This is a genomic window from Bacteroides pyogenes, assembly GCF_014196225.1.
Lineage (GTDB): Bacteria > Bacteroidota > Bacteroidia > Bacteroidales > Bacteroidaceae > Bacteroides > Bacteroides pyogenes_A.
In genome coordinates this window covers 50,990-76,533 of record NZ_JACIDI010000014.1, presented here as the reverse complement: position 1 = coordinate 76,533, position 25,544 = coordinate 50,990, and the positions used below count along the sequence as shown (strand labels likewise).

Sequence of the window (25,544 nt, the reverse complement as noted above, 5' to 3'; positions counted from 1 at the left end):
TTTTGGCGAAAAGTACGAAAAAAAAACATAGTATGGAAAAAAAAAATTAATTTTGCCCCGATTTACCTATATTAAGACCCGATATTATGGCAGAAAGAAAAGTAAGAGTGCGTTTTGCACCCAGCCCTACGGGGGCGTTGCACATCGGCGGTGTGCGTACGGCTTTATATAATTACCTGTTTGCGCGCCAGCATGGCGGAGACTTGATATTCCGCATTGAAGATACAGATTCCAACCGTTTCGTACCCGGTGCGGAAGAATATATACTCGAATCATTTAAGTGGCTGGGCATTCATTTCGACGAAGGAGTGAGCTTCGGGGGAGAACATGGTCCGTACCGTCAGTCCGAACGCCGCGATATTTATAAAAGATATGTCCGGCAGTTGCTGGATGCCGGGAAAGCGTATGTCGCTTTCGATACGCCCGAAGAACTGGACGCGAAACGTGCCGAGATTGCTAACTTCCAATACGATGCTTCCACTCGTGGGATGATGCGCAACTCGCTGACTATGCCGAAAGAGGAAGTCGAGGCATGGATCGCCGGAGGCAAACAGTATGTGGTTCGCTTCAAGATCGAACCGAATGAAGATATTCGCATAGACGACCTGATTCGCGGCGAAGTGGTAATCAACTCTTCCATTCTGGACGATAAAGTGCTCTATAAATCGGCAGACGAGTTGCCGACTTACCATTTGGCCAATATTGTAGACGATCATCTGATGGAAGTCACCCATGTGATACGCGGCGAAGAATGGTTGCCATCGGCTCCGCTGCACGTATTGCTGTATCGTGCGTTCGGCTGGGCGGACACGATGCCGGCGTTTGCCCACCTGCCTTTGTTGTTGAAACCTGAAGGCAACGGCAAGCTCAGCAAGCGCGACGGAGACCGTTTGGGTTTCCCCGTATTTCCTTTGGAATGGCACGATCCTAAAACGGGAGAAGTGTCTTCAGGGTATCGCGAATCGGGCTATCTTCCCGAGGCTGTCATTAATTTCCTTGCCTTGCTGGGGTGGAATCCGGGCAACGATCAGGAACTTATGTCGATGGACGAGCTGGTGCAACTTTTCGACCTGCGTCGTTGCAGTAAGTCGGGCGCAAAGTTCGACTATAAGAAAGGTATATGGTTCAACCATCAGTATATCCAGCAAAAACCGGATGAGGAAATTGCCCGGATGTTTTTGCCCATATTGAAAGAACATGGCGTGGAAACGCCTTTCGAAAAGGTGGTTGCCGTAGTGGGTATGATGAAAGGTCGGGTAAGTTTTGTGAAAGAGCTTTGGGAAACGTGCAGCTTCTTCTTCGAAGCTCCCGAGCGATACGATGAGAAAACGGTGAAGAAACGCTGGAAGGAAGATTCTGCACAGCATATGACCGAACTCGCCGAAGTGCTTGCCGGCATCGATGATTTCAGCATCGAAGGGCAGGAGAAGGTTGTGATGGACTGGATTGCCGCGAAGGGCTATCATACCGGAAACATCATGAACGCTTTCCGGCTGACGCTGGTGGGTGAGGGAAAAGGCCCGCATATGTTCGACATCTCTTGGGTGTTGGGCAAAGAAGAAACATTGGCACGTATGAAGCGCGCCGTTGAAGTATTGAAATAACCCCGCGACACGCTATGCTCTATAACTTAGCCATTGTTTTATACGATTTTCTCGTTCATTTGGCGGCGCCGTTCAGCCGTAAACCGCGAAAAATGATGAAGGGACATTGGGTGGTGTATGAACTTCTTCGCCAACAGGTGGAGAAAGACGAACGATATATCTGGTTTCATGCCGCTTCGCTCGGAGAGTTTGAACAAGGTCGGCCCCTGATTGAAGAGATTCGTGCACAATACCCTGCCTATAAAATTCTGCTTACGTTCTTTTCGCCTTCGGGCTACGAAGTGCGCAAGCATTACAGAGGAGCCGACATTGTTTGCTACTTGCCGTTCGACAAGCCTCGCAATGTGAAAAAGTTTCTCGACATCGCCAATCCGTGCATGGCTTTCTTCATTAAATATGAATTCTGGAAAAATTATCTCGACGAACTTCACAAACGCCGGATTCCCGTGTACAGCGTTTCGTCCATTTTCCGCCGCGACCAGATCTTTTTCAAATGGTATGGCGGAAGCTACCGCAGGGTGCTGAGGAATTTCGACCATCTTTTCGTTCAGAACGAGGCTTCTAAACGCTATTTGTCGAAAATCGGCATCAACCGTGTGACGGTGGTGGGCGATACCCGTTTCGACCGTGTGCTGCAAATTCGCGAGGAGGCGAAGGAACTTCCGCTGGTGGAAAAGTTTAAAGGAGACAATTCTTTCACTTTTGTGGCGGGAAGTTCATGGAGTCCGGATGAAGACCTGTTTCTGGAATATTTTAATACGCATCCTGAAATGAAGCTGATTATTGCTCCGCATGTAATCGATGAAAATCATCTGGTAGAGATCATAAGCAAGCTGAAACGTCCGTATGTGCGATATACACGAGCCGATGAACGGAATGTGCTAAAAGCCGATTGCCTGATAATCGACTGTTTCGGTCTGCTCTCTTCCATTTATCGGTACGGGGAAGTTTCGTATATCGGCGGAGGATTCGGCGTAGGCATTCATAATACGCTGGAGGCGGCAGTATATGGCATTCCGGTTATTTTCGGTCCCAAGTACCAGAAATTCATGGAAGCCCAGCAGCTGTTGGAAGCCGAAGGCGCTTATTCCATCAAAGATTATGAAGAACTGAAGTCTCTGCTCGATCGTTTCCGTATCGACGAGGCATTTCTGCATGATACCGGTGCGAAAGCCGGAAACTATGTGACGGGTAATGCCGGTGCCACGCGAAAGATAATGCACATGATCAATTTCTGACGAAGCGATACCCGCGCAATTTTGACTTACGCGAAATTGCGATATCTCCAAACTCTTTTTGAACCTGTCGTACCTCTTGTGGATTTATCTCCCTGTCTAAGAAAAACACGTTTGCCTAAAAAGTATTTCCATCGTTCTAAGCGCAAAAAATAGGCAGGCGTGATTGCTTGCGTATGAGGCTTATTTATATTCTGCATGCCATCCATGCAAGGGCAATCCTTACTGATGATATTCCATCGCAAGCAGCAGAAGTATGATCGATAAGTAGTCTTTCAGTTCTTCCTTGAGCACAGTCATTACTTTCTGTTTGTACCGGTTGATGGATTTTACGCTGAGGTTCATCTCTCCGGCTATCTCCGCATGCGTTTTGTTTTCAATGAAACTTTTCAGGAATACTGTCCGATAGTTTTCGGGAAGCTTTTCCAACGTACTGAAAAGCAGGCGGTATAATTCGTCCAGCGTATAAACCTTGTCGGGCGAGGTGGCGTATACCGGTGCCTTTTGCTGCTGCCATTCCGCATAATTCCATTCGTATTCCTGATGCTTGAGGTGGTTGAGGCATTGATTCCGTACGGACATTTTGATATATCCCAAGGCGGTTTCCGGTCTCAGGTCGTCGGACTCTATTTTTTGCCACACCACGGCAAATACATCCGACACAATGTCTTCCCTAACCTCTCTGTCATCGATAAATCGCTTGGCATAGAGGCAGAAGGGAGCATAATATTCTTCGAACAACTGTTTGAAGCGCTGCTCTTTTGCTTTTTTATTGGATGAAAGAATCATGTATCTTGAAAAGGTTGCACATGTTTTTCGACTGCAAATGTACATGATAAATTCCGGATTCTTGCTACGGATTTCGATAATATATGTCACATTGTTGCGCCGGAGAGGCTGGCCCGAAATGCTCGAAAGCCCTTCCTGTCAGCTCTGTAATACCCCAAGGGGATGGGTTTTAGGCCCTTTCAGCGAGAGGGAAGACTATAAAGAACGAATATGCGCTGAAAGATAAAGGGAACGGCTGCTAAAGTTAAGCCATTTGCTTATGCGGATACTTCGTCTGCCGAACGTGTCCTATTCGTCTTTCGTCTGTGTTTTATTCGTCTGCCATTCGGCAGACGAATAAAACACAGACGAAAGACGAATAAGTTTTTTAATATAACATGTTGTTTTTCATTTATTTTGGGGTTAATGTGTGCTCTCTCTTCCGTTATGTTGTGTTGCAATTCAAAAAAAGCAGTCGTATCCTGTCCCTTTTGGGAAATTCGCTTGTATTATAAATAGAAACTAAAAAACAGGACTTTGGATACTAATAATCTGAATACGGATACGAACGAGTTGCTGAGACGCGCAGAAGCGATTAGCGAAGATATTCTCGAAATGGAGTCGGTGAATGTAGCGTCGGCTTACCAGAAACTGAAAATCCAAAAGCAAGAACGCCGTAGAAAAGAATTGCGTGTGCAACTGATGCGCTATGCGGCGATGCTTACCTTGCCTCTGCTTTTTGCAAGCCTGACGCTGGGGTATATGTATTTCCATCGTTCCGATCGCATCGAGCAAGAAGCATTTGCCGAAGTCACGGCCGCAGCCGGCTCTATCGTGCGATACGAATTGCCCGACCGCTCTACGGTATGGTTGAACTCGGGGAGCAAACTTCGCTTTCCCACCCGGTTCCAATCTTCTCGCCGTCAGGTGAGTCTGCAGGGAGAAGCATTTTTTGAAGTCTCTGCCGATAAAGAATCTCCTTTTTATGTAAACACCCCTACTGGTCTGAATGTATATGTGTACGGTACTCGTTTTAACGTTTCGGCTTACGAAGATGATGACTGCGTGGAAACCGTGCTCGAAGAGGGGAAGGTGAATGTGATTTTTCCGCATAGCGGGCATCAATGTTCTCTTGCCCCCGGCGAATATTTGTCTTATGATAAACTCACGGGCAAAGCTTTCAAGGAGCCTGTCGATGTATATGAAAAAGTGGCATGGAAAGACGGGAAAATGATTTTCAGAAACTCCAGTCTGGAAGATATATTCAAGCGTTTGGAACGTCACTTCAATGTGGATATTTCCTTCCGCAACCACTCGAATAAAGAATATAAATATCGTGCGACGTTTCGTAGCGAAACCTTACCGCAAATATTGGATTACTTGGCCAAGTCGGCTAACCTGAAATGGAGTGTCGAAGAATCCGAGCAACAGGCGGATGGGACATTTACCCGAAAAAGAATAATTATCGATTTATATTAACCGTTAAAACAGTGAAAAACATTGCTTATGATTTAATACCGGAAAATTTAAGAAGAAAAGAGGAAAGACTTCTGCGATAGCGAAGCCCTTTCATTTTTGAGATCTTACAGCAGGCGGGCAACCGAAGTGAACTGCTGTTACCCTATCAATTTAATTTATTTATAAACTCTAGTTAACCGCACATGATGAAAAAAACTCATTCATTTTCAGTGCTTAATCCTGAATGTGCTTTGAATCTAAAACTACCTTTAAAAATGAGGATTAGTATTGTGCTGCTTTTCATGGCAGTATTCCAGCTTTCAGCTAACAATGGCTATGCCCAACGTACGGGAGTGCCTATTTCCGTCTCTAATGTTACCATAGAGCAAGTGTTAAACAAAATCGAAAAAACTTCCGATTACGTATTCCTTTACAACGATAAGACTATCAATACCGATAGGATCGTTTCGGTGAATAATAAGAGCGGCAAGATTACAGAAATTCTGGACCACATCTTCCGAGGGACGAACGTGGTTTATACCGTAATGGACAAACAGATTATTCTGTCGACCAAAAAAAACGATCAGCAGGCGACAGCTTCTTTCCCTTTGGAAGGGACGGTTCGTGATAGCAAGGGTGAGCCCCTGATCGGAGTGAATGTGAAAGTTAAGGGGGCCGCTGTGGGTGCGATTACCGATTTCGACGGTAATTTTTCGCTTGAAGTGCAAGAAGGCGCCATTATCGAAATCTCGTATGTGGGCTATGTGACTCAGGAGGTCAAGGTCGCCGGTAACAAACCGCTCCAAATCATACTGCAGGAGGATAATCATGTCTTGAACGAAGTGGTTGTAACGGCATTGGGTATAAAACGCGCCCAAAAGGCTTTGAGCTACAACGTGCAAGAAATTAAAAACGAGGCCTTGACTACGGCCAAAGATGCCAACTTCGTGAACTCGCTGAACGGTAAAATAGCCGGTGTGACTATTAATAAAAGTGGTTCCGGAGTCGGTGGCGCCACACGTGTAGTGATGCGTGGTGCCAAGTCGTTGGAGGGGAACAATAATGTGCTCTACGTAGTAGACGGTATCCCTTTATTTAATACGTCGGCAGGCGATGACAGCGGCGTAATGGGAACCGGTCGCGTGAGCAGCGAAGGTATTGCCGACTTCAACCCCGAAGATATTGCTTCTATCTCTGTCCTCTCCGGTCCGTCTGCTGCCGCTCTGTATGGTAGTAGTGCTGCAAACGGAGCCATCTTGATTACAACGAAAAAAGGCGAGTCGGGGAAGGTGAAGGTAGATCTTACTTCTTCATTTGAATTTAGCAATCCGTTTGTTATGCCTCGTTTTCAAAATACGTATGGAAACAAGCGAGGTTCGTACAAAAGCTGGGGAGATAAACTCGATACTCCGTCTTCATATGATCCGGCCAAAGATTTCTTCCGCACAGGAAGCAATTTTATGAATTCGGCTACGATGGTTTTCGGGACAGAGAAAAGTCAGACATTTATCTCCGTAGCATCGACCAACGCCGGAGGTGTTGTGCCCAATAACGACTATGAGCGCTATAATTTCTCTTTCAACAACAATATGAAAATGTTGAATGAAAAGTTGGAACTGAGCGTGGGCGCACAATACATCAAACAGAAAGACCGCAATATGGTGTCGCAGGGACAATATTGGAATCCTATCGTAGCGGCATACCTCTTCCCGCGGGGAGAAAAGTGGGAGCCGATCAAAACTTTCGAAAGACGGGACCCTGCCCGTAAAATCTATACGCAGTACTGGCCGGTGAGCGAAGGTACTTTTGGGGTTCAGAACCCTTACTGGACGGCTTACAGAAATATTGCGGAGAACGATAAAGACCGTTACATATTCACCGCCAATGCACGCTATCATATTTTTGATTGGTTGAACGTGGCGGGGCGTTTGCGCTTGGATAAAGCAAATACTTATTTCCATAGAGATCTTTATGCCAGTACCAATGAAAAATGGGCGAAACCCAAAGGAAACTTTGAATACAGCCGAACCACAGACGATCAGTTTTACGCCGATTTGATGGCGAACGTGGACAAGAGGTTCGGAGATTATAGCGTAGTAGCCAACTTAGGTACGAGTTTCTCCGATTACAGCTCTGATATGGGAGGATACGGTGGCCCGTTGCAACTTGTTCCCAATCTCTTTACCATCGGGAACATCAATCCGAGCGTGGGAGCTCCGTCAGAAGGCGGAGGCGATCGTGCAGTGAGAAATGTGGCTCTTTTTGCCAGCATAGAGTTGGGCTGGAAGAATATGGTTTATCTGACCGCTACCGGACGTAACGACTGGAACTCCCGGTTGGTAAATTCAAAAGAACCTTCTTTCTTCTATCCCTCTATCGGTATTTCCGGTTTGCTGTCTGAGATGATAAACATGGGGCAGATGGTCGACCTGTTGAAACTTCGCGCCTCTTATACTCAAGTAGGAGCGCCTGTCTCTCGCATCGGAATGACACCGGGAACTTATACAGACAAGATTGTAGGTGGGGTAATCATTCCCAACACTCTCTATCCTTATACCGATTTCAAAGCCGAACGTACCAAGTCATATGAGTTTGGTTTGAGCTTCAAAGGCCTGAAAGGACTTTCGTTCGATCTCACTTTGTATAAATCGAATACCTACAATCAGACATTTCTTGGTACGATGCCCGAAAGTTCCGGATATACAGGTGCTTATCTGCAAGCCGGTAATGTTCAGAATACAGGTATCGAGGCATCTTTGGGTTATGGACACAAGGTCGGTGAAGTAGACTTTTCTACCAACTTGGTATTCAGTCGTAACAAGAATGAAATTAAGGAGATGGTGAAAGACTACAAACATCCTGATTTGAACTATACCTTTGATATTCCTGAAGTGTCCAAAGGGTCCACAATTCTGAAAGTAGGCGGAAGTATCAACGATGTCTATGCCAGCAAGTTCTTTAAGAAAGATGGCAATGGTTATGTGTATGTGCCGGAAACCGGTGAAGTGAATATGGAAGTCGGTAAACCCGTCTTTTTGGGGCGTACAACCCCCGACTTTAACATGGGATGGAACGCCTCTGTAAGCTGGAGAGGACTTAATTTCGGCTTTACCTTCAACGGACGCTTCGGTGGCATCGTCACTTCGTCTACTCAAGCCATTATGGATAGCTTCGGAGTGTCTGAAGTATCGGCTATTGCTCGCGATAACGGAGGTGCTTTACTGCCTAACCAAGGCTTGTATGACGCGCAGAAATATTATGAAATGGTAGGAGCTTCAGGTGAGTCGGAACTGATGGGGTACTATACTTACAGTGCTACGAATATTCGTTTACAGCAGCTTTCGCTTGGATACCGGTTCCCTGCAAAATGGTTCAAAGGATATATTCGCGGCCTTTCGCTGACTCTGATCGGTAATAACTTGTGGATGATCTACAACAAAGCTCCTCATGATCCGGAGTTGACTCCGACCACAGGTACATACGGCGTCGGCAACGATTACTTCATGCAGCCCAGCTTAAGAAGTTTCGGAGCAAGTATCAAGCTTAGCTTCTAATATTTTATTTCTTTCTTATTCAATATGGAAAATATGAAAATTAATATTTATAAATATGTCTCTTCACTGTTTTTGTCGACTGCACTTTTGGCAAGTTGCGGAAACTTTGAAGAAATCAATACCAACAAACAAGGGGTAACTCCGGAACAGGCCGAAGGAGACGGTGTAGCTTCCGGTGGTTTTATACAAACGTTGCAAAGATCAGTGGTGCCGGTAGGTACGGCTGCCAATAAAACTGATATAATCAATGTGTATCAGACTGCCTATCACATTGGTCAGGATGATTGGGCCGGTTATTTCGGCCAAAACGCAGACTGGAAAGGCGGTAGGAATCATACCACGTACTCTTTAGTGAATGACTGGGTGAAAGAGAGTTATAAGCAATCTTATACACAAGCATTTTCTCCGTGGTTGTCTATCAAAAATAGTCCAGCAGCGAAACTGAATCCTGAGAACTTTGCTTTGGCACAGGTTTTGAAAGTTGCCGTATGGCATAAAGCTACCGACATCTTCGGTCCGATTCCTTATACCAAAGCCGGCGAGGGACTTTTGAATACCCCTTATGATTCGCAAGAGGTGGTATACATGTCTATGTTAAGCGATTTGGAAAAAGCCATTGAAACTCTGACAAGTTTTGAAGAGCAAGGTGGTAAACTCTTTCCCAATTACGATCTGGTGTATGGAGGAAATACTACAAATTGGGTGAAGTTCGCCAACTCATTGATGTTGCGTTTGGCTATGCGTATGCGTTACGTAGCACCTGCTGAAGCAAAAAAATATGCTGAGATGGCAGTGAATCATCGCATCGGAGTGATGACGGGCAAGGAAGATGGTGCTTCTATCTCTGTGGCACACGGACTTCAGTTTGAGAATCCTATTGAACGCACTGCGGGGCAATATGCCGAAACACGTATGGGTACGCCTGCCTTCAGCTACATGGCCGGCTATGAAGATCCGCGTCTGCCTAAGTACTTCCGCACGACAAAGCATCCCTATGCAGTCTCTCTACCTTGGGCAGGTGGATCATACTTCCCCATTCCGGTAGGCTTTGGCATCAGGCAAGACGAAAAACGAGAAGAGTCTGTTTACTTCTGCTCGCTGCCTAATATAGAACGTACGACTCCGGTGCATTGGTTGCTAACCTCTGAGGTGCTTTTCTTGCGTGCTGAAGGAGCTCTTTTTGGCTGGAACATGGGAGGAACAGCTGAAAATTTCTACACACAGGGCATTCAAATGTCTTTTGAGGAAAACGGTGTACCTGCTTCAAAGGCTGCTCTGTACATCGGAAGTGGTTTGAAACCGGTGGATGTGGATATGACTAAACTCAATCGAGTGCGTACAACCATTCAAGCTGTAAGTACAGCTACTGTAGAATTTGTAGGAACGCAAGAGCAAAAATTGGAAAAAATTATGATTCAAAAGTGGATTGCTCTTTACCCTAATGGTCAGGAAGCATGGAGCGAGTGGAGGCGTACAGGCTATCCTAAGTTGCACACTCCTCTGAAGAACACCAGTAACGGAGAGGTGAACAGCAAGCAGGGAATCCGCAGGATGCATTATTCCATTCAAACGGCACGCAGTGAAGAAGAGCAGGCAGTGTATGACGAAGCCGTGAAGCTGTTGGGTGGCCCCGACTCACCGGCTACTAAACTTTGGTGGGATAAGAAAAGATAAGATATACGTAATCATTTAATAGAAAGACATATATGAAAAAATATATACGCAATGGATTAGCTTGGGGAGTGATTGGTATGGCAATGGCTGCTTGCAGCGATTGGACCGAACCCGAACCCAAACAGATTGAGCACATCGGTGGTTTTGCCACCATGTTCAACACTGAGAGTGAAGAATATTACAAGGAACTCCGTGCTTATAAAGACCAAGCTCGCAACTACGGTCGGCCGGTGGCTTTCGGGTGGTTCTCCAACTGGTCGCCCTCGGGTATCATGCGCAAAGGCTATCTTTCGGCTGTCCCCGATAGTATGGACATTATCTCTATGTGGAGTGGTGTACCGGGACGATTTCAAATCACCGAAGCTCAGAAGCGCGACAAAGAGTTTGTGCAAAAAGTAAAGGGTATCAAGCTCCTGGAAGTAAGTTTGCTTTCACATCTCGGAAAAGGAAGAACCCCCGAGTCTGTGTATGAAGGGTTGGCTGAAAAAGCCAAAGAAGAAAACTGGAGCGATTCTCAGTTGGCGCGAGCGAAAAAATTTGCTCGTTGGGATTTCTGGGGATTTAAGTCACATGACTTAAATAATCAGGAAGAGTTGAAAGCTGCATTGTCCAAATTTGCCAAAGCGCTTTGCGATTCGTTGGTCGTAAATGAAATGGATGGATTTGATATCGACTGGGAGCCGGGTGCGGGTTTCAACGATGCAGACGGTACGCTCAATCATGATAACATCATCTTTCTGGTTAAGGAAATGGGGAAATACATCGGTCCGAAGAGCGATCCCGAAGGTAAGGGACATAAGCTTCTTTGCATTGATGGAGAAATCTCAGGGTTGGGAGAATTGGACGAGTATGTAGACTATTGGATTCGGCAGACATATGGGCAGTCTAGTCCTTCTATTCGGAATCCGAGCGGGAAGAACCCTCATAAAGTGATTGTCACTGAAAATTTTGAGTCCAGATGGGGCAATGGAGGTTATCTGACCAGTCAAGCTGCTGCTATGCCTAATGAAGGATACAAAGGCGGAGTAGGTGCGTATCGCTTTGATAACGATTACAACAATAAGCCCGATTATAAATATATGCGCCAAGCTATTCAGATTAACCAACAAGTATTTCAGGAATGGAAAGCTAAGCAGGCAGGAACAGCAGGTAATTAATAATGATATAAAAGAATTAACCGAAAACAAGTGATAAACATGAATAAGAACTTATTTTTCATATCCGTTTTTGCTCTCACAGCAACTTTCCTGAGTAGTTGTGACTCAGGTGAGAAGAAATTGTTGGAACCGAAAGTTTATTTTGAGAATAAAGAGTATCAGATAGAAGTGGAAGACCAGAACGAGATCACATATGATTTGCGTGCACGGCTTTCGAAAATGACAACTGAAGTGACAAGTGTAGCCTACTCGTTAGTAACAGAGCCCGATATCGTGGCCGCGTATAACAAAAGGAATGGTACTAACTATGAGTTGTTTGACCTTTCTAATGTGAAAATCGACAATGAAAGGACTAATATACCCGTAGGAGCGCTTTATGCAGAAAATAGGTTGTTACAAATTTCTAACTTGAACGCTGTGCAAGAAGGAAAGTCCTATCTGCTTCCTGTACGCATACAATCTGCTTCTTTACCGGTGATTCGCGGAACAGATATTGCTTATTTTGTTTTACGTAAACCTATGCGTATCTTGAAAGCAGCCCAATTGGAAAGTCATTTTATTCGAGTACCATTTCTGCCGACAACTCCATTTAAATCAGTTACTTATGAAGCCTTGATTTATATGAGATACTTTGGTGGTAATAATACTATTATGGGTAAAGAAGGTACCCTAATCTTGCGTATCGGTGATGAAGGAGGCGGACTTCCTCGGGACCAAATCCAGATTGCAGGTAATAAGCAATATCAATCTACCCAAAAGTTCCAAAAGGAGAGATGGTATCACGTAGCCTTTACGTATGACCAGACCTCCGGAAAGACAGCTATCTTTATCAATGGTGTCAAGTCGGCGGAATCTACTTGGGATGCTCCGAGCTTCAATTTATCGGGTGAAGGGTCCGGCGGATTCTTTATTGGTAAAGTTGCCAGATTTATGTGGGGAGAACGCCCGTTCTATGGACGTATGAGTGAGGTGAGAATTTGGAACGCCGCCCGTACTGAAAACCAAATTCAGCAGAATATGTTGGGAGTCGATCCGAAAACCGAAGGGCTGCTGGTTTACTACAAACTGAACGGAACAGATCAATACCAGAAAGACGATAAGTGGTATGTGAAAAATGCTTCGGGAAATGATATGGATGGCTTGGTAAACGATGGTTTGAAAAAACTCGATGTTGTAACTCTGGAAAAACCGATAAGGATTGATTAAGAGGACTATGCTTTTTAAAAGTGTGAGATAATCTTTTCTCTGTACATAATTAAAGCCATTTTAGCTCGTATATTCGGAGCTAAAGTGGCTTTATTGATTATGTGGAATTGCTGAAGAGGGCCTTTGATACATTCTTTATAAATTTGTATCAAAGGCTGCTTCGGGGCTATTTATACCACTGCGAATACATCAGATAATTGTGAGCAATCTTTTGGTTCAGTTCTTTTGCCTGCTCGGGATCTACCCTCTTAATGAATTTAGCCGGTACCCCTCCCCAAATACTGCCGGGCTCTATCAGGGTATTGCTCAGGACCAAGGAACCGGCCGCCACAATTGCTCCTTCTCCTATTACAGCGTGGTCGAGGACGGTCGAACCCATACCAATCAGAGCATAGTCTTTTATGGTTGCGCCATGGATCGTGACATTGTGTCCTATGGATACATGGTTGCCTATTTCGATGGTCGATTTTTGATATAGCGTGTGCAGTACACTACCATCTTGTATATTCACTCCGTTTCCTATGTGTATCGAGTTCACGTCGCCGCGCAATACGGTGCTGTACCAGATGCTGCAATCATTCCCTATGCTAACATCTCCTATGATAGTAGCATTCTCCGCTAAAAAACAATTTTCTCCGATTTGAGGCGTAAAACCTCTTACTGATTTAATAAGGGCCATAATTTGTTTTTGAATTATCGGTTTCTAAATGGCAAGGGTCGCTTTTCGCAACCATGCTCTTTCTTCTTTGTCCAAGTGGGGAGAGAGTTGAGTGTATACGTTTTGATGATAGTTATTCAACCAATCAACCTCTTGTGTACTGAGCAAATCTTTTATTATTCCTTTCGTACAGATAGGGCAGAGGGTAAGCGTTTCGAATTTTAAGTATTCCCCAAACATTCCTTCCTGATCTTTGCAGACCAATGTGAGGTTTTCAATACGAACTCCGTGTAAACCGGGTTTATATACTCCCGGCTCATTGGAAGTTACCATACCCGGATACAAAGCCACGGGGTTTTCGTTCATACGAATGCTTTGAGGCCCTTCGTGTACGCTTAAGAAATGGCCTACGCCATGCCCTGTGCCATGCAGGAAGTTCATTCCATGCTCCCAAAGCGGCATTCGGGCTAACACATCCAATTGCGCTCCTCGTGTGCCGAGCGGGAATTTCGCCATGGCTAATGCGATGTGTCCTTTAAGTACGAGTGTATAGTCGGTCTTTTCTTCTTCCGTAAGTTCCCCCAAAGCGATGGTGCGTGTGATGTCCGTTGTCCCGTTTAGATACTGAGCGCCTGAATCCAACAGAAGAAATCCTTTGGAATGAAGAGTGGCATTGCTCTCGGGGGTAGCCGAATAATGTACAATGGCTGCGTGAGGGCCATACCCGGCGATGGTGTCGAAACTTTCACCTATATATAAGGGTTGTGTAGCTCGATGTTCGTGTAGCTTTCTGTCAACACTTAATTCAGACTCTTCTCCGGAAGGAACAGCTTCTTCCAGCCATTTGAGAAATTTCACCAATGCCACACCATCCCGCAGCATGGCAGTATATAGCCCGTTTATCTCGGTTTCATTACGAATGGCTTTCAATAAGGCGACGGGTGATTCATCCCGAATGATTTCGCAGGAAGGGTTAATGGCGGAATAAATCCCGTAATTTGTTTTGCGCGGATCGATTAAAATACTTTCTTCTGTGAATCCTCTTAGAAACTCCTCTACTTGCTCATAATTTTGTAAGTCGATTTGCTGTTCCCCAAGATAAGCGCTGACTTCCGGATTAATCTTTTCGGGCGCAATGAAATAGACGGCCTCTTTTTCGGTAATAAGCAGATAGCTGATAACTACGGGGTTACAATGAACATCGCTTCCCCGCAGGTTGAGTGTCCATGCAATCTCATCCAGACCCGATAAGAATAAAGCTTTTGCATTTTTCTTCTTTAGTTCAGCGCGTATCTCTGCAAGCTTCTCTTTGCAGCTTTTGCCGGCATATTGCAGTTTGTAAATAAATGCAGGCGAGTCAGGGATAGATGGGCGCCCCCTCCAAATCTCTTTCAGCGGATCTTCGAGAATCTCTATTTGGAGCTGATGTTGTGAAAGTTCTTTTTTCAGTTGTTCTACTTGGATTACGGAGAACATTTTTCCGTCAATGCCGACAGCTTCACCCGGTTTGAGCTGTTGTGCCAGAAAATCAACGATACTCGGTGTCTCCGGAAGCATTTCTTTGTATAAGGCTATGCCACTGCCTTGCAGCTCTTCGGTAGCTTGAAGAAAATAACGGGAGTCGGTCCATAGTCCGGCTTGACTTTCTGAGATGACCACAGTTCCGGCAGATCCCGTGAATCCCGAAATCCATTCCCTCGACTTCCAATGCGGGGCTACGTATTCGCTAAGATGCGGATCGGTACTGGGGATGATTAAAGCTTTGACGCAGCTGTACGCGAAAGCTGTACGCAATGCTTCTATGCGTTTGCTAATGTCCTTTTTCATGCGTTGAAGTGTTTTTAATGATAATATACTAATCTTCTTCAAAGGTAGTAACTTTCTGCAGGTAATGTTTTGTTTACGAATAGTTTTTGATAAAAAAACGGGGAAAGTTTTGTGGATAAAGAAAGTATGTGTAATTTTGCGGCGCAATTTAACTGCGCAATTTTTTAACCAATAACATAATTAATAATAAAAAGAATGATTGTAGTACCTGTAAAAGAAGGCGAAAACATTGAGAAAGCGCTGAAGAAGTTTAAAAGAAAATTTGAGAAAACCGGTATTGTAAAAGAGTTGAGAAGCAGACAGCAGTTCGACAAACCTTCTGTAATAAAAAGACTTAAAAAGGAACGTGCTGTTTATGTGCAAAAGCTTCAGCAGATAGAAGATTAATAATTCGTAATTTCCTTTGAATTATTGAAATCTTTTCATACATTCGTTGCTGGATTATACAAGTGACGATATTATGTTGATAGCATCTTTTCTTGATTATCTCCGATATGAACGTGGCTATTCCGAGAAAACCATTCTTGCATATGGTCGGGATATCATGCAGTTGCAGGAGTTTGCACAAGAAAAAGATGGAGAAATTGACTTTCTGGAGGTGAGGCCGGAGTTGATTCGTGAATGGGTTGTCTCATTGATGGATAATGGTTATGCTTCCGTTTCTGTAAATCGCAAACTGAGCTCGCTTCGGTCTTTTTACAAGTATCTTTTAAGGAATGGCAGGGTGACGATGGATCCGTTGTCTAAAATAACAGGGCCTAAAAATAAAAAATCATTGCCTGTTTTCTTGAAAGAGAGTGAGATGGATAAGTTATTGGACGAGGTGGATTTCGGGGAAGGATTTATAGGTTGTCGAGACCGGCTGATTATTGAAGTCTTTTATGCCACAGGTATTAGGCTTTCGGAGTTGATCGGTATTAATGACAAAGACGTGGATTTCTCAACATCTATTCTGAGGGTGACGGGGAAAAGGAATAAGCAGCGTTTGATTCCTTTTGGCGATGGACTTAAGGATTTAATGTGTGAATATATCAACGTAAGAAATCAGCAAGTGCCGCAAAGCTCTGAGGCTTTTTTCGTTCGTGAAAATGGGGAGCGGCTTTATGGAGGCTTGGTTTATAATCTGGTGAAACGAAACCTTTCAAAGGTGGCAACGTTAAAAAAGAGGAGCCCTCATGTTTTGAGGCATACTTTCGCTACTGTAATGCTGAATAATGAGGCCCAACTCGGGGCTGTAAAAGAGTGTTTGGGGCACGAAAGTATTGGAACTACCGAAATTTATACGCATGCTACATTTGAAGAACTTAAAAAAGTATATAAACAAGCTCATCCCAGAGCTTAAAAAAAAGGAGGTAAGTATGGATATTAGAATTCAATCGATTCACTTTGATGCGTCAGAGCAATTGCGGGCATTTATACAAAAAAAAGTGTCTAAGTTGGAGAAATATTACGATGATATAAAGAAAGTGGAGGTGTCATTAAAGGTTGTGAAGCCGGAGACTGCCGAGAATAAAGAGGCAGGTATTAAAATTCTCGTTCCCAGTGGGGAATTTTACGCAAGTAAAGTGTGTGATACTTTTGAGGAGGCTGTCGATTTAAATGTTGAAGCACTCGAGAAGCAGCTGGTCAAATACAAGGAAAAACAACGAAGCAAATAAAAAAAACGCAAATATTTTGCGGAATAAGAAATAAATAACTAAATTTGCAGCCGTTTCGCTCGTATTAAGAACGTGGCGGTTGCATTTTTTGCTAAAATGCCTCTTTAGCTCAGTTGGCCAGAGCACGTGATTTGTAATCTCGGGGTCGTTGGTTCGAATCCGACAAGAGGCTCAAAAGAAAATGGATGCTTGGATAGTTGTTTCAGCTTTAGGCTTGTTTTTTTAAAGGGCAAATACCAGAGTGGCCAAATGGGGCAGACTGTAAATCTGCTGGCTTACGCCTTCGGTGGTTCGAATCCATCTTTGCCCACAAGCAGACTGATTCAGCTTTGACAAGAATGCGGAAGTAGCTCAGTTGATAGAGCATTAGCCTTCCAAGCTGAGGGTCGCGGGTTTGAGTCCCGTCTTCCGCTCTTTTTCTTGCTGTTATAGCTCAGCGGTAGAGCACTTCCTTGGTAAGGAAGAGGTCCCGGGTTCAAGTCCCGGTAACAGCTCAGGGTGTAAATATGTAAAAGCTGATTATTAATCAAATAAATAACAAGTAAAGCTATGGCTAAAGAGAAATTCGAACGTACCAAACCGCATGTAAACATTGGTACAATTGGTCACGTAGACCACGGTAAGACAACGTTGACAGCTGCTATCACAACAGTGTTGGCTAAAAAAGGTCTTTCAGAGTTGCGTTCTTTCGATTCTATCGACAATGCTCCTGAAGAAAAAGAAAGAGGTATTACTATTAATACTTCACACGTTGAGTATCAAACAGCTAATCGTCACTATGCTCACGTAGACTGTCCGGGTCACGCCGACTACGTTAAGAACATGGTTACCGGTGCTGCTCAGATGGATGGTGCTATCATCGTTTGTGCTGCAACTGATGGTCCGATGCCTCAAACTCGTGAGCATATCTTGTTGGCTCGTCAGGTAAATGTTCCTCGTCTTGTTGTGTTCTTGAACAAGTGTGATATGGTGGATGATGAAGAAATGTTGGAGCTTGTTGAAATGGAAATGAGAGAACTTCTTTCATTCTATGATTTCGACGGTGACAATACTCCTATTATTCGCGGATCTGCTCTTGGTGCATTGAATGGCGTTGAGAAATGGGAAGATAAAGTAATGGAGTTGATGGACGCAGTTGACAATTGGGTGCCGCTGCCTCCGCGTGATGTAGATAAACCTTTCTTGATGCCGGTTGAGGACGTATTCTCTATCACTGGTCGTGGTACCGTAGCAACCGGTCGTATTGAAACCGGTGTTATCCATGTCGGTGACGAAGTTGAAATCCTTGGTTTGGGTGAAGATAAGAAGTCGGTTGTTACAGGTGTTGAAATGTTCCGCAAACTGTTGGATCAAGGCGAAGCCGGTGATAACGTTGGTCTGCTTCTCCGCGGTATTGACAAAAACGAAATCAAACGTGGTATGGTTCTTTGCAAGCCGGGTCAGATTAAGCCGCACTCTAGATTCAAAGCTGAGGTTTATATCCTGAAGAAAGAAGAAGGCGGACGTCATACTCCGTTCCACAATAAGTATCGTCCTCAGTTCTACTTGCGTACTATGGACTGTACTGGTGAAATCACTTTGCCGGAAGGAACTGAAATGGTAATGCCGGGTGATAATGTAACGATCACTGTAGAGTTGATCTACCCCGTAGCGTTGAACCCGGGTTTGCGTTTCGCTATTCGTGAAGGTGGACGTACGGTTGGTGCCGGCCAGATTACAGAAATTCTTGACTAATAGATATTAACTAATCAGTTCCCGGTTTTTAACGGGAACTGATTATGTGTACAAACGGGAGTAGCTCAGTCGGTAGAGCACCGGTCTCCAAAACCGGGTGTCGGGAGTTCGAGCCTCTCCTCCCGTGCTAATATTATTGAAATGAAAAAGATAATAGCTAACATTAAAGAATCTTACGACGAACTTGTACATAAAGTATCGTGGCCTACGTATTCTGAACTTGCTAACAGTGCAGTAGTTGTATTATATGCTTCCCTGCTCATTGCATTGGTAGTGTTCGCGATGGACTTCTGTTTCCAGAATTTCATGGAAAAAATTGTTTATCCACATTAAAAAGACAGGAATTAAAGAATGGCTGAGATTGAAAAAAAATGGTACGTTCTGCGTGCTATTAGTGGTAAAGAAGCCAAGGTTCGGGAATATATCGAAGCTGATATGAAGAACAGTGATCTTGGTGAATATGTGTCTCAGGTATTGATTCCTACTGAAAAAGTTTATCAGGTTCGCAATGGAAAGAAAATTGTGAAAGAGAGAAGTTATCTCCCTGGTTACGTATTGGTGGAGGCTGCTTTAGTCGGTGAGGTTGCTCACCGGCTACGAAATACTCCTAATGTGATAGGCTTTTTAGGAGGTTCCGATAAACCGGTTCCTCTCAGACAATCAGAAGTGAATCGTATACTTGGTACGGTAGACGAACTCCAGGAGACGGGTGAAGAACTTAATATCCCGTATGTAGTGGGTGAGACTGTAAAAGTAACTTTTGGGCCTTTTAGCGGATTCAGTGGTATCATTGAAGAAGTTAATACGGAAAAAAAGAAACTGAAGGTCATGGTGAAGATATTCGGGCGCAAAACGCCTCTTGAATTAGGCTTTATGCAAGTGGAAAAGGAATAACGTGCAGCATTGTTACACTGTAGTTGTTCTTCGTTTAATGTTTATATATAAATCAATTTAAAAATGGCTAAAGAAGTTGCTGGACTAATCAAATTACAGATTAAAGGAGGCGCTGCAAATCCATCACCACCCGTTGGACCGGCTTTGGGTTCCAAGGGTATAAATATCATGGAGTTTTGCAAGCAATTCAATGCCAGAACCCAAGACAAGGCAGGCAAAGTTTTGCCTGTTATTATTACTTACTATGCAGATAAGTCTTTCGATTTTGTAATCAAGACTCCTCCGGTTGCTATTCAATTGTTGGAAGTAACTAAGGTAAAGAGTGGTTCTGCTGAGCCTAACCGTAAGAAAGTTGCTGAAATTACTTGGGAACAGATTCGTACGATCGCTCAGGACAAAATGGTTGACTTGAACTGTTTTACAGTGGAAGCTGCCATGAAGATGGTTGCTGGTACGGCTAGAAGTATGGGTATCGCTGTAAAAGGGGAGTTCCCGGTTAATAATCAATAAACTTCAATTGTAATGGGTAAACTGACAAAAAATCAAAAGTTGGCTGCAGAGAAAATTGAAGCAGGGAAAGCATACTCACTGAAAGAAGCTTCGGCTTTGGTAAAAGAGATTACTTTTACAAAGTTCGATGCCTCATTAGATATTGATGTACGTTTAGGAGTTGACCCACGTAAAGCAAACCAGATGGTGAGAGGTGTTGTTTCACTTCCTCATGGAACTGGTAAGCAAGTGCGTGTTTTGGTGCTCTGTACACCGGATGCTGAAGCTGCTGCAAAAGAAGCTGGTGCTGACCATGTTGGTCTTGATGAATATATTGAAAAGATCAAAGGTGGATGGACTGATATTGATGTAATCATTACTATGCCGTCTATCATGGGTAAAATTGGTGCGCTCGGTCGCGTGCTCGGTCCTCGCGGATTGATGCCGAACCCTAAGAGCGGCACTGTGACTATGGATGTTGCTAAAGCTGTGCGGGAAGTAAAACAAGGTAAGATTGACTTTAAAGTTGATAAGAGCGGTATTGTTCATACTTCTATTGGCAAAGTTTCATTCAGCGCCGATCAGATTCGCGATAATGCGAAAGAGTTTATTTCTACGCTGATTAAACTGAAACCGACAGCAGCTAAGGGTACATATATTAAGAGTATTTATCTTTCTAGTACAATGAGTCCGGGTATTAAAATAGACCCGAAATCAGTGGAAGAAGTTTAATAAAACAGAGAAATAATGAGAAAGGAAGATAAAAGTACGATTATAGAGCAAATTGCTGCTACGGTAAAGGAATATGGTCACTTCTACTTGGTAGATGTCACAGCAATGAACGCTGCTGCTACCACTGCGCTGAGAAGAGATTGTTTCAAAGCTGGCATCAAATTGATGTTAGTGAAGAACACATTGCTTCATAAAGCACTTGAGAGCTTGGAAGAAGACTATTCTCCTCTTTACGCATCTTTGAAAGGAACTACGGCTGTTATGTTCTGTGATACTGCCAATGCTCCCGCAAAACTTATCAAAGATAAAGCGAAAGATGGTATTCCCGGACTGAAAGCCGCATATGCGGAAGAAGGGTTCTATATTGGTGCTGACCAATTGGATGCTCTTGTTTCTATTAAGAGTAAGAATGAAGTTATTGCTGAAATCGTTGCATTGTTGCAGTCACCGGCCAAAAATGTTATTTCTGCTCTTCAATCAGGTGGTAACACCCTTCACGGAGTTCTCAAAACACTTGGCGAGAGATCCGAATAATTTTCAAAAATCAACAAAGTATTTAAACAATTAAAATCATACAAAAATGGCAGATTTGAAAGCTTTTGCAGAACAATTAGTTAACTTGACAGTAAAAGAAGTTAATGAACTTGCAACTATCCTTAAAGAAGAATACGGTATTGAACCTGCTGCTGCAGCTGTGGCTGTTGCTGCTGGTCCTGCAGCAGGTGCTGCTGCGGTAGAAGAAAAAACTTCTTTTGACGTAGTATTGAAGAGTGCCGGTGCAGCTAAACTTCAGGTTGTTAAAGCGGTTAAGGAAGCTTGTGGTCTTGGTTTGAAAGAAGCTAAAGACATGGTAGACGGTGCTCCTAGTGTAGTAAAAGAAGGTTTGGCTAAAGACGAAGCAGAATCATTGAAAAAAACATTGGAAGAAGCTGGAGCTGAAGTTGAACTTAAATAACATTAGCCTGGAAATCAGGTGATTCGGTTAGGAATCCTTCAAAAGAGGGTTCTTAACCTTTTTGTGTATATATTTAAAATTAAGTTCTCCAAATTCATTGACAGATGTCTTCAAATACTGTAAATCAAAGAGTTAATTTTGCTTCGACTAAGAATCCGCTCGAATATCCGGATTTTCTGGAAGTACAATTGAAGTCATTCCAAGACTTTTTACAATTGGATACCCCGCCTGAGAAGCGTAGGAATGAGGGGCTATATAAAGTCTTTGCTGAAAACTTCCCCATTGCCGATACAAGAAACAATTTTGTTCTTGAGTTTTTGGACTATTATATTGATCCGCCGCGTTATACCATTGATGATTGTATAGAGCGTGGGCTCACTTATAGTGTTCCTTTAAAAGCAAAGCTTAAGCTATACTGTACTGATCCGGATCATGAAGATTTTGACACAGTGATTCAGGACGTATTCCTCGGCCCGATTCCTTATATGACTGACAAGGCTACTTTTGTCATCAATGGTGCCGAGCGTGTAGTCGTGTCGCAACTTCACCGTTCTCCGGGCGTATTCTTCGGGCAGAGCGTGCATGCCAACGGAACAAAGCTTTATTCGGCCCGTATCATTCCATTTAAGGGGTCTTGGATTGAGTTTGCCACCGATATCAATAACGTAATGTATGCGTATATTGACCGCAAAAAGAAGCTTCCCGTGACAACCTTATTGCGTGCCATAGGCTTTGAAAACGATAAAGATATTCTGGAAATATTTAATCTTGCAGAAGATGTTAAGGTAAATAAAACCAATCTGAAGAAGGCCTTAGGCCGTAAGTTAGCTGCACGTGTGCTGAAAACATGGATTGAGGATTTCGTCGATGAAGATACCGGAGAAGTCGTTTCTATCGAACGTAATGAAGTTATTATCGATCGCGAGACTGTGTTGGAAGAGGAACACATGGCTGAGATTCTTGAGTCAGGTGTTCAAAATATTCTTTTGCACAAAGATGAGCCCAATCAGTCGGACTTTTCTATTATATATAACACATTGCAGAAGGACCCCAGTAACTCAGAAAAGGAGGCCGTGCTCTATATTTATCGTCAGTTGCGTAATGCCGATCCGGCAGATGATGCAAGTGCAAGGGAGGTTATCAATAACTTGTTCTTCTCAGAAAAAAGATATGATCTTGGTGATGTAGGCCGTTACAGAATCAACAAGAAGTTGAACCTCTCGACTGACATGGATGTACGAGTGCTCACCAAGGAGGATATTATTGAGATTATCAAATACCTGATTGAACTGATCAACTCAAAGGCAGATGTAGATGATATCGACCACTTGAGTAATCGTCGTGTTCGTACGGTAGGCGAACAGCTGTCCAATCAGTTTGCTGTCGGTTTAGCACGTATGTCCCGTACTATTCGTGAGCGCATGAATGTACGTGATAACGAAGTGTTTACTCCGATTGACCTGATCAACGCGAAAACTATTTCTTCTGTGATCAATTCATTCTTCGGTACAAATGCTTTATCTCAGTTCATGGATCAGACAAACCCGCTGGCCGAGATTACGCATAAGCGCCGTATGTCGGCGTTGGGTCCCGGAGGACTTTCCCGCGAACGTGCCGGATTTGAGGTTCGTGACGTTCACTATACGCACTACGGTCGTCTTTGCCCGATCGAGACTCCTGAAGGTCCGAATATCGGATTGATTTCTTCGCTGTGTGTGTTTGCGAAGATCAACGATTTGGGCTTTATTGAAACTCCTTACCGTAAAGTAGAAAATTCTAAAGTCGATCTTTCAGCAGAAGGCTTGGTTTATCTGACTGCTGAAGAAGAGGAAGAAAAGGTTATTGCGCAAGGAAACGCTCCGCTGAATGACGATGGTACATTTGTGCGCAATAAAGTTAAATCTCGCCAGGATGCAGACTTCCCCGTCGTTGAACCGGGAGAGGTTGATTTGATGGATGTTTCTCCTCAGCAGATTGCTTCAATTGCTGCTTCGTTGATTCCGTTTCTGGAACATGACGATGCTAACCGTGCTTTGATGGGATCGAACATGATGCGGCAGGCAGTTCCTTTGCTAAGAAGCGAAGCTCCGATTGTCGGAACAGGTATCGAACGCCAATTGGTAAGAGACTCCCGTACTCAGATCACTGCCGAAGGTGACGGAGTGGTTGATTTTGTAGATGCTACGACTATACGTATATTGTATGACCGGACGGAAGATGAAGAGTTTGTAAGCTTCGAACCGGCATTAAAAGAATATAGAATACCTAAATTCCGTAAGACCAATCAAAACATGACGATTGACTTGCGCCCGGTTTGCGATAAAGGTCAGCGCGTGAAGAAAGGAGATATCCTGACGGAGGGTTATTCTACGGAAAACGGCGAATTGGCTTTGGGTAAGAACCTTTTGGTGGCCTATATGCCTTGGAAAGGGTATAACTATGAGGATGCCATCGTTTTGAATGAGCGTGTGGTGCGCGAAGACCTGTTGACATCTGTTCATGTGGAAGAATATTCTCTGGAGGTTCGTGAGACCAAACGAGGTATGGAAGAGTTAACTTCCGATATCCCTAATGTTAGCGAAGAAGCTACCAAAGACCTTGATGAGAACGGTATTGTAAGAATCGGGGCTCGTATTGAACCGGGTGATATTATGATCGGTAAGATTACGCCGAAAGGTGAATCCGACCCCTCACCGGAAGAGAAATTGTTGCGTGCAATCTTTGGTGACAAAGCGGGTGATGTGAAAGACGCTTCCTTGAAAGCTTCTCCGTCTCTGAAAGGTGTTGTCATTGATAAGAAATTATTCTCTCGCGTAGTGAAGAACCGTAGTTCCAAACTTGCCGATAAAGCCTTGCTTCCTAAGATTGACGATGAATTTGAATCTCAAGTAGCAGAATTGAAGCATATTCTTATCAAGAAACTGATGATCTTGACGGAAGGCAAAGTCTCTCAAGGTGTGAAAGATTATCTGGGTGCGGATGTCGTAGCCAAAGGCGCTAAGTTTGCTGCATCCGATTTTGATTCGCTTGACTTTACTTCCATTCAGCTAAGCAACTGGACCAACGATGCGCATACCAACGGTATGATTCGCGATCTGGTAATGAACTTCATCAAGAAGTACAAAGAGTTGGATGCTGAATTGAAACGTAAGAAATTTGCTATTACGATAGGCGATGAGCTTCCTGCAGGCATTATCCAAATGGCTAAAGTTTACATTGCCAAGAAACGTAAGATCGGCGTTGGTGATAAGATGGCCGGTCGTCACGGTAACAAAGGTATTGTTTCGCGTGTCGTGCGTCAGGAAGATATGCCATTCTTGGCGGATGGCACTCCGGTAGATATTGTTTTAAACCCGTTGGGCGTACCTTCGCGTATGAATATCGGCCAGATTTTTGAGGCGGTATTGGGACGTGCAGGAAAGACATTGGGGGTTAAATTCGCTACTCCGATTTTTGATGGGGCCACTATGGAGGATTTGAATGAGTGGACTGACAAAGCAGGTCTGCCCCGTTATTGCAAGACTTATCTTTGCGATGGCGGAACCGGTGAGCAATTCGACCAACCGGCGACTGTAGGGGTAACTTATATGTTGAAGTTGGGACATATGGTTGAAGATAAGATGCACGCCCGTTCTATAGGTCCGTATTCTTTGATTACCCAACAGCCTCTTGGAGGTAAAGCACAGTTTGGTGGTCAGCGTTTCGGAGAAATGGAGGTTTGGGCGCTTGAAGGTTTCGGCGCTGCTCATATTCTGCAAGAAATACTAACGATCAAGTCGGATGACGTAATAGGACGTTCTAAGGCTTATGAAGCCATTGTGAAAGGTGAGCCTATGCCGCAACCCGGCATACCGGAATCGTTGAACGTATTGCTGCACGAATTGAGAGGTTTGGGTCTAAGTGTAAACTTGGAATAACGAACAAGCAGATAATTCCCCAAT

General features: G+C 44.0%; 21 protein-coding genes and 5 tRNA genes. 23 read left to right on the top strand and 3 right to left on the bottom strand.

From position 1 onward, the window contains the following. Positions 1-86 precede the first annotated feature (86 nt). Positions 87-1,604: a glutamate--tRNA ligase gene (gene gltX / locus GGR07_RS10080; protein WP_021644119.1), complete on the top strand. Its 1,518-nt coding sequence runs from the start codon at positions 87-89 to the stop codon at positions 1,602-1,604. Between the two features lie 14 nt (positions 1,605-1,618). Continuing rightward, on the top strand, positions 1,619-2,842 hold the full coding sequence (locus GGR07_RS10075) for a 3-deoxy-D-manno-octulosonic acid transferase (RefSeq protein ID WP_021644118.1): 1,224 nt from the start codon (positions 1,619-1,621) through the stop codon (positions 2,840-2,842). Between the two features lie 219 nt (positions 2,843-3,061). Here the strand turns inward: GGR07_RS10075 and GGR07_RS10070 are convergent, their stop codons facing one another. After that, positions 3,062-3,628: an RNA polymerase sigma-70 factor gene (locus tag GGR07_RS10070; RefSeq protein WP_021644116.1), complete on the bottom strand. Its 567-nt coding sequence runs from the start codon at positions 3,626-3,628 to the stop codon at positions 3,062-3,064. Between the two features lie 516 nt (positions 3,629-4,144). On the opposite strand from GGR07_RS10070, the gene GGR07_RS10065 reads away from it, so the two are divergent. The 5 genes from GGR07_RS10065 to GGR07_RS10045 all read left to right on the top strand — a co-directional run bounded on the left by GGR07_RS10065 (position 4,145) and on the right by GGR07_RS10045 (position 12,656). Next, positions 4,145-5,086 (top strand): FecR family protein, encoded by a 942-nt coding sequence (locus tag GGR07_RS10065; RefSeq protein WP_395955466.1) that lies wholly within the window; start codon positions 4,145-4,147, stop codon positions 5,084-5,086. A 254-nt stretch (positions 5,087-5,340) separates the two neighbouring features. Further along, a complete protein-coding gene (locus GGR07_RS10060) occupies positions 5,341-8,619 on the top strand; it encodes a SusC/RagA family TonB-linked outer membrane protein (protein WP_256680531.1) in 3,279 nt (1,092 codons plus the stop codon). Positions 8,620-8,652: 33 nt separating this feature from the next. Continuing rightward, positions 8,653-10,293 carry a RagB/SusD family nutrient uptake outer membrane protein gene (locus tag GGR07_RS10055; protein ID WP_034543146.1) on the top strand — a complete coding sequence of 547 codons (1,641 nt, stop codon included), beginning with the start codon at positions 8,653-8,655 and terminating at the stop codon, positions 10,291-10,293. A 77-nt stretch (positions 10,294-10,370) separates the two neighbouring features. Further along, positions 10,371-11,450, top strand: coding sequence for a glycoside hydrolase family 18 (locus GGR07_RS10050; RefSeq protein WP_231381873.1), 1,080 nt, complete (start codon positions 10,371-10,373; stop codon positions 11,448-11,450). Positions 11,451-11,489: 39 nt separating this feature from the next. Further along, positions 11,490-12,656, top strand: a complete 1,167-nt coding sequence (locus GGR07_RS10045; protein ID WP_021645837.1) for a DUF1735 and LamG domain-containing protein — start codon at positions 11,490-11,492, stop codon at positions 12,654-12,656. A gap of 166 nt (positions 12,657-12,822) precedes the next feature. On the opposite strand, the gene GGR07_RS10040 is transcribed toward GGR07_RS10045, so the two are convergent. Together GGR07_RS10040 and GGR07_RS10035 are read right to left on the bottom strand one after the other, a co-directional pair. Continuing rightward, entirely contained in the window at positions 12,823-13,335 is a 513-nt protein-coding gene (locus tag GGR07_RS10040; RefSeq protein ID WP_021645838.1) for a gamma carbonic anhydrase family protein, read from the bottom strand. 24 nt (positions 13,336-13,359) lie between these two features. Next, entirely contained in the window at positions 13,360-15,141 is a 1,782-nt protein-coding gene (locus GGR07_RS10035; protein ID WP_034543134.1) for an aminopeptidase P family protein, read from the bottom strand. 195 nt (positions 15,142-15,336) lie between these two features. Here GGR07_RS10035 and rpsU point away from each other — a divergent pair, with 195 nt between their 5' ends. The 16 genes from rpsU (at position 15,337) to rpoB (ending at position 25,520) form a co-directional block, all read left to right on the top strand. After that, positions 15,337-15,528: a 30S ribosomal protein S21 gene (rpsU, locus tag GGR07_RS10030; RefSeq protein ID WP_021645840.1), complete on the top strand. Its 192-nt coding sequence runs from the start codon at positions 15,337-15,339 to the stop codon at positions 15,526-15,528. Between the two features lie 73 nt (positions 15,529-15,601). Then, complete coding sequence (locus GGR07_RS10025; protein ID WP_021645841.1) at positions 15,602-16,483, top strand: tyrosine recombinase XerC; 882 nt, start codon at positions 15,602-15,604, stop codon at positions 16,481-16,483. Positions 16,484-16,499: 16 nt separating this feature from the next. After that, positions 16,500-16,799 carry a ribosome hibernation-promoting factor, HPF/YfiA family gene (gene hpf, locus GGR07_RS10020; RefSeq protein ID WP_021645842.1) on the top strand — a complete coding sequence of 100 codons (300 nt, stop codon included), beginning with the start codon at positions 16,500-16,502 and terminating at the stop codon, positions 16,797-16,799. A 98-nt stretch (positions 16,800-16,897) separates the two neighbouring features. Beyond that, a tRNA-Thr gene (locus GGR07_RS10015) sits at positions 16,898-16,971 on the top strand. Positions 16,972-17,026: 55 nt separating this feature from the next. After that, positions 17,027-17,109 (top strand) — tRNA-Tyr (locus GGR07_RS10010). 30 nt (positions 17,110-17,139) lie between these two features. Then, positions 17,140-17,212, top strand: a tRNA-Gly gene (locus GGR07_RS10005). A gap of 9 nt (positions 17,213-17,221) precedes the next feature. Then, positions 17,222-17,293 (top strand) — tRNA-Thr (locus GGR07_RS10000). A gap of 55 nt (positions 17,294-17,348) precedes the next feature. Then, on the top strand, positions 17,349-18,533 hold the full coding sequence (gene tuf, locus GGR07_RS09995) for an elongation factor Tu (protein WP_021645843.1): 1,185 nt from the start codon (positions 17,349-17,351) through the stop codon (positions 18,531-18,533). Between the two features lie 54 nt (positions 18,534-18,587). Further along, positions 18,588-18,660, top strand: a tRNA-Trp gene (locus tag GGR07_RS09990). A gap of 14 nt (positions 18,661-18,674) precedes the next feature. Further along, positions 18,675-18,866, top strand: a complete 192-nt coding sequence (gene secE, locus GGR07_RS14185; protein WP_021645844.1) for a preprotein translocase subunit SecE — start codon at positions 18,675-18,677, stop codon at positions 18,864-18,866. A gap of 18 nt (positions 18,867-18,884) precedes the next feature. Then, positions 18,885-19,427 carry a transcription termination/antitermination protein NusG gene (nusG, locus tag GGR07_RS09980; protein ID WP_021645845.1) on the top strand — a complete coding sequence of 181 codons (543 nt, stop codon included), beginning with the start codon at positions 18,885-18,887 and terminating at the stop codon, positions 19,425-19,427. A gap of 63 nt (positions 19,428-19,490) precedes the next feature. Further along, positions 19,491-19,937 carry a 50S ribosomal protein L11 gene (gene rplK / locus GGR07_RS09975; protein ID WP_021645846.1) on the top strand — a complete coding sequence of 149 codons (447 nt, stop codon included), beginning with the start codon at positions 19,491-19,493 and terminating at the stop codon, positions 19,935-19,937. A gap of 12 nt (positions 19,938-19,949) precedes the next feature. Beyond that, entirely contained in the window at positions 19,950-20,648 is a 699-nt protein-coding gene (rplA, locus tag GGR07_RS09970) for a 50S ribosomal protein L1 (protein WP_021645847.1), read from the top strand. A 15-nt stretch (positions 20,649-20,663) separates the two neighbouring features. Beyond that, positions 20,664-21,182, top strand: coding sequence for a 50S ribosomal protein L10 (gene rplJ, locus GGR07_RS09965; protein ID WP_021645848.1), 519 nt, complete (start codon positions 20,664-20,666; stop codon positions 21,180-21,182). A gap of 46 nt (positions 21,183-21,228) precedes the next feature. Then, complete coding sequence (gene rplL / locus GGR07_RS09960) at positions 21,229-21,603, top strand: 50S ribosomal protein L7/L12 (protein WP_002558082.1); 375 nt, start codon at positions 21,229-21,231, stop codon at positions 21,601-21,603. A gap of 104 nt (positions 21,604-21,707) precedes the next feature. Then, positions 21,708-25,520 (top strand): DNA-directed RNA polymerase subunit beta, encoded by a 3,813-nt coding sequence (gene rpoB / locus GGR07_RS09955; protein WP_021645849.1) that lies wholly within the window; start codon positions 21,708-21,710, stop codon positions 25,518-25,520. The last annotated feature ends 24 nt before the right edge of the window (positions 25,521-25,544 follow it).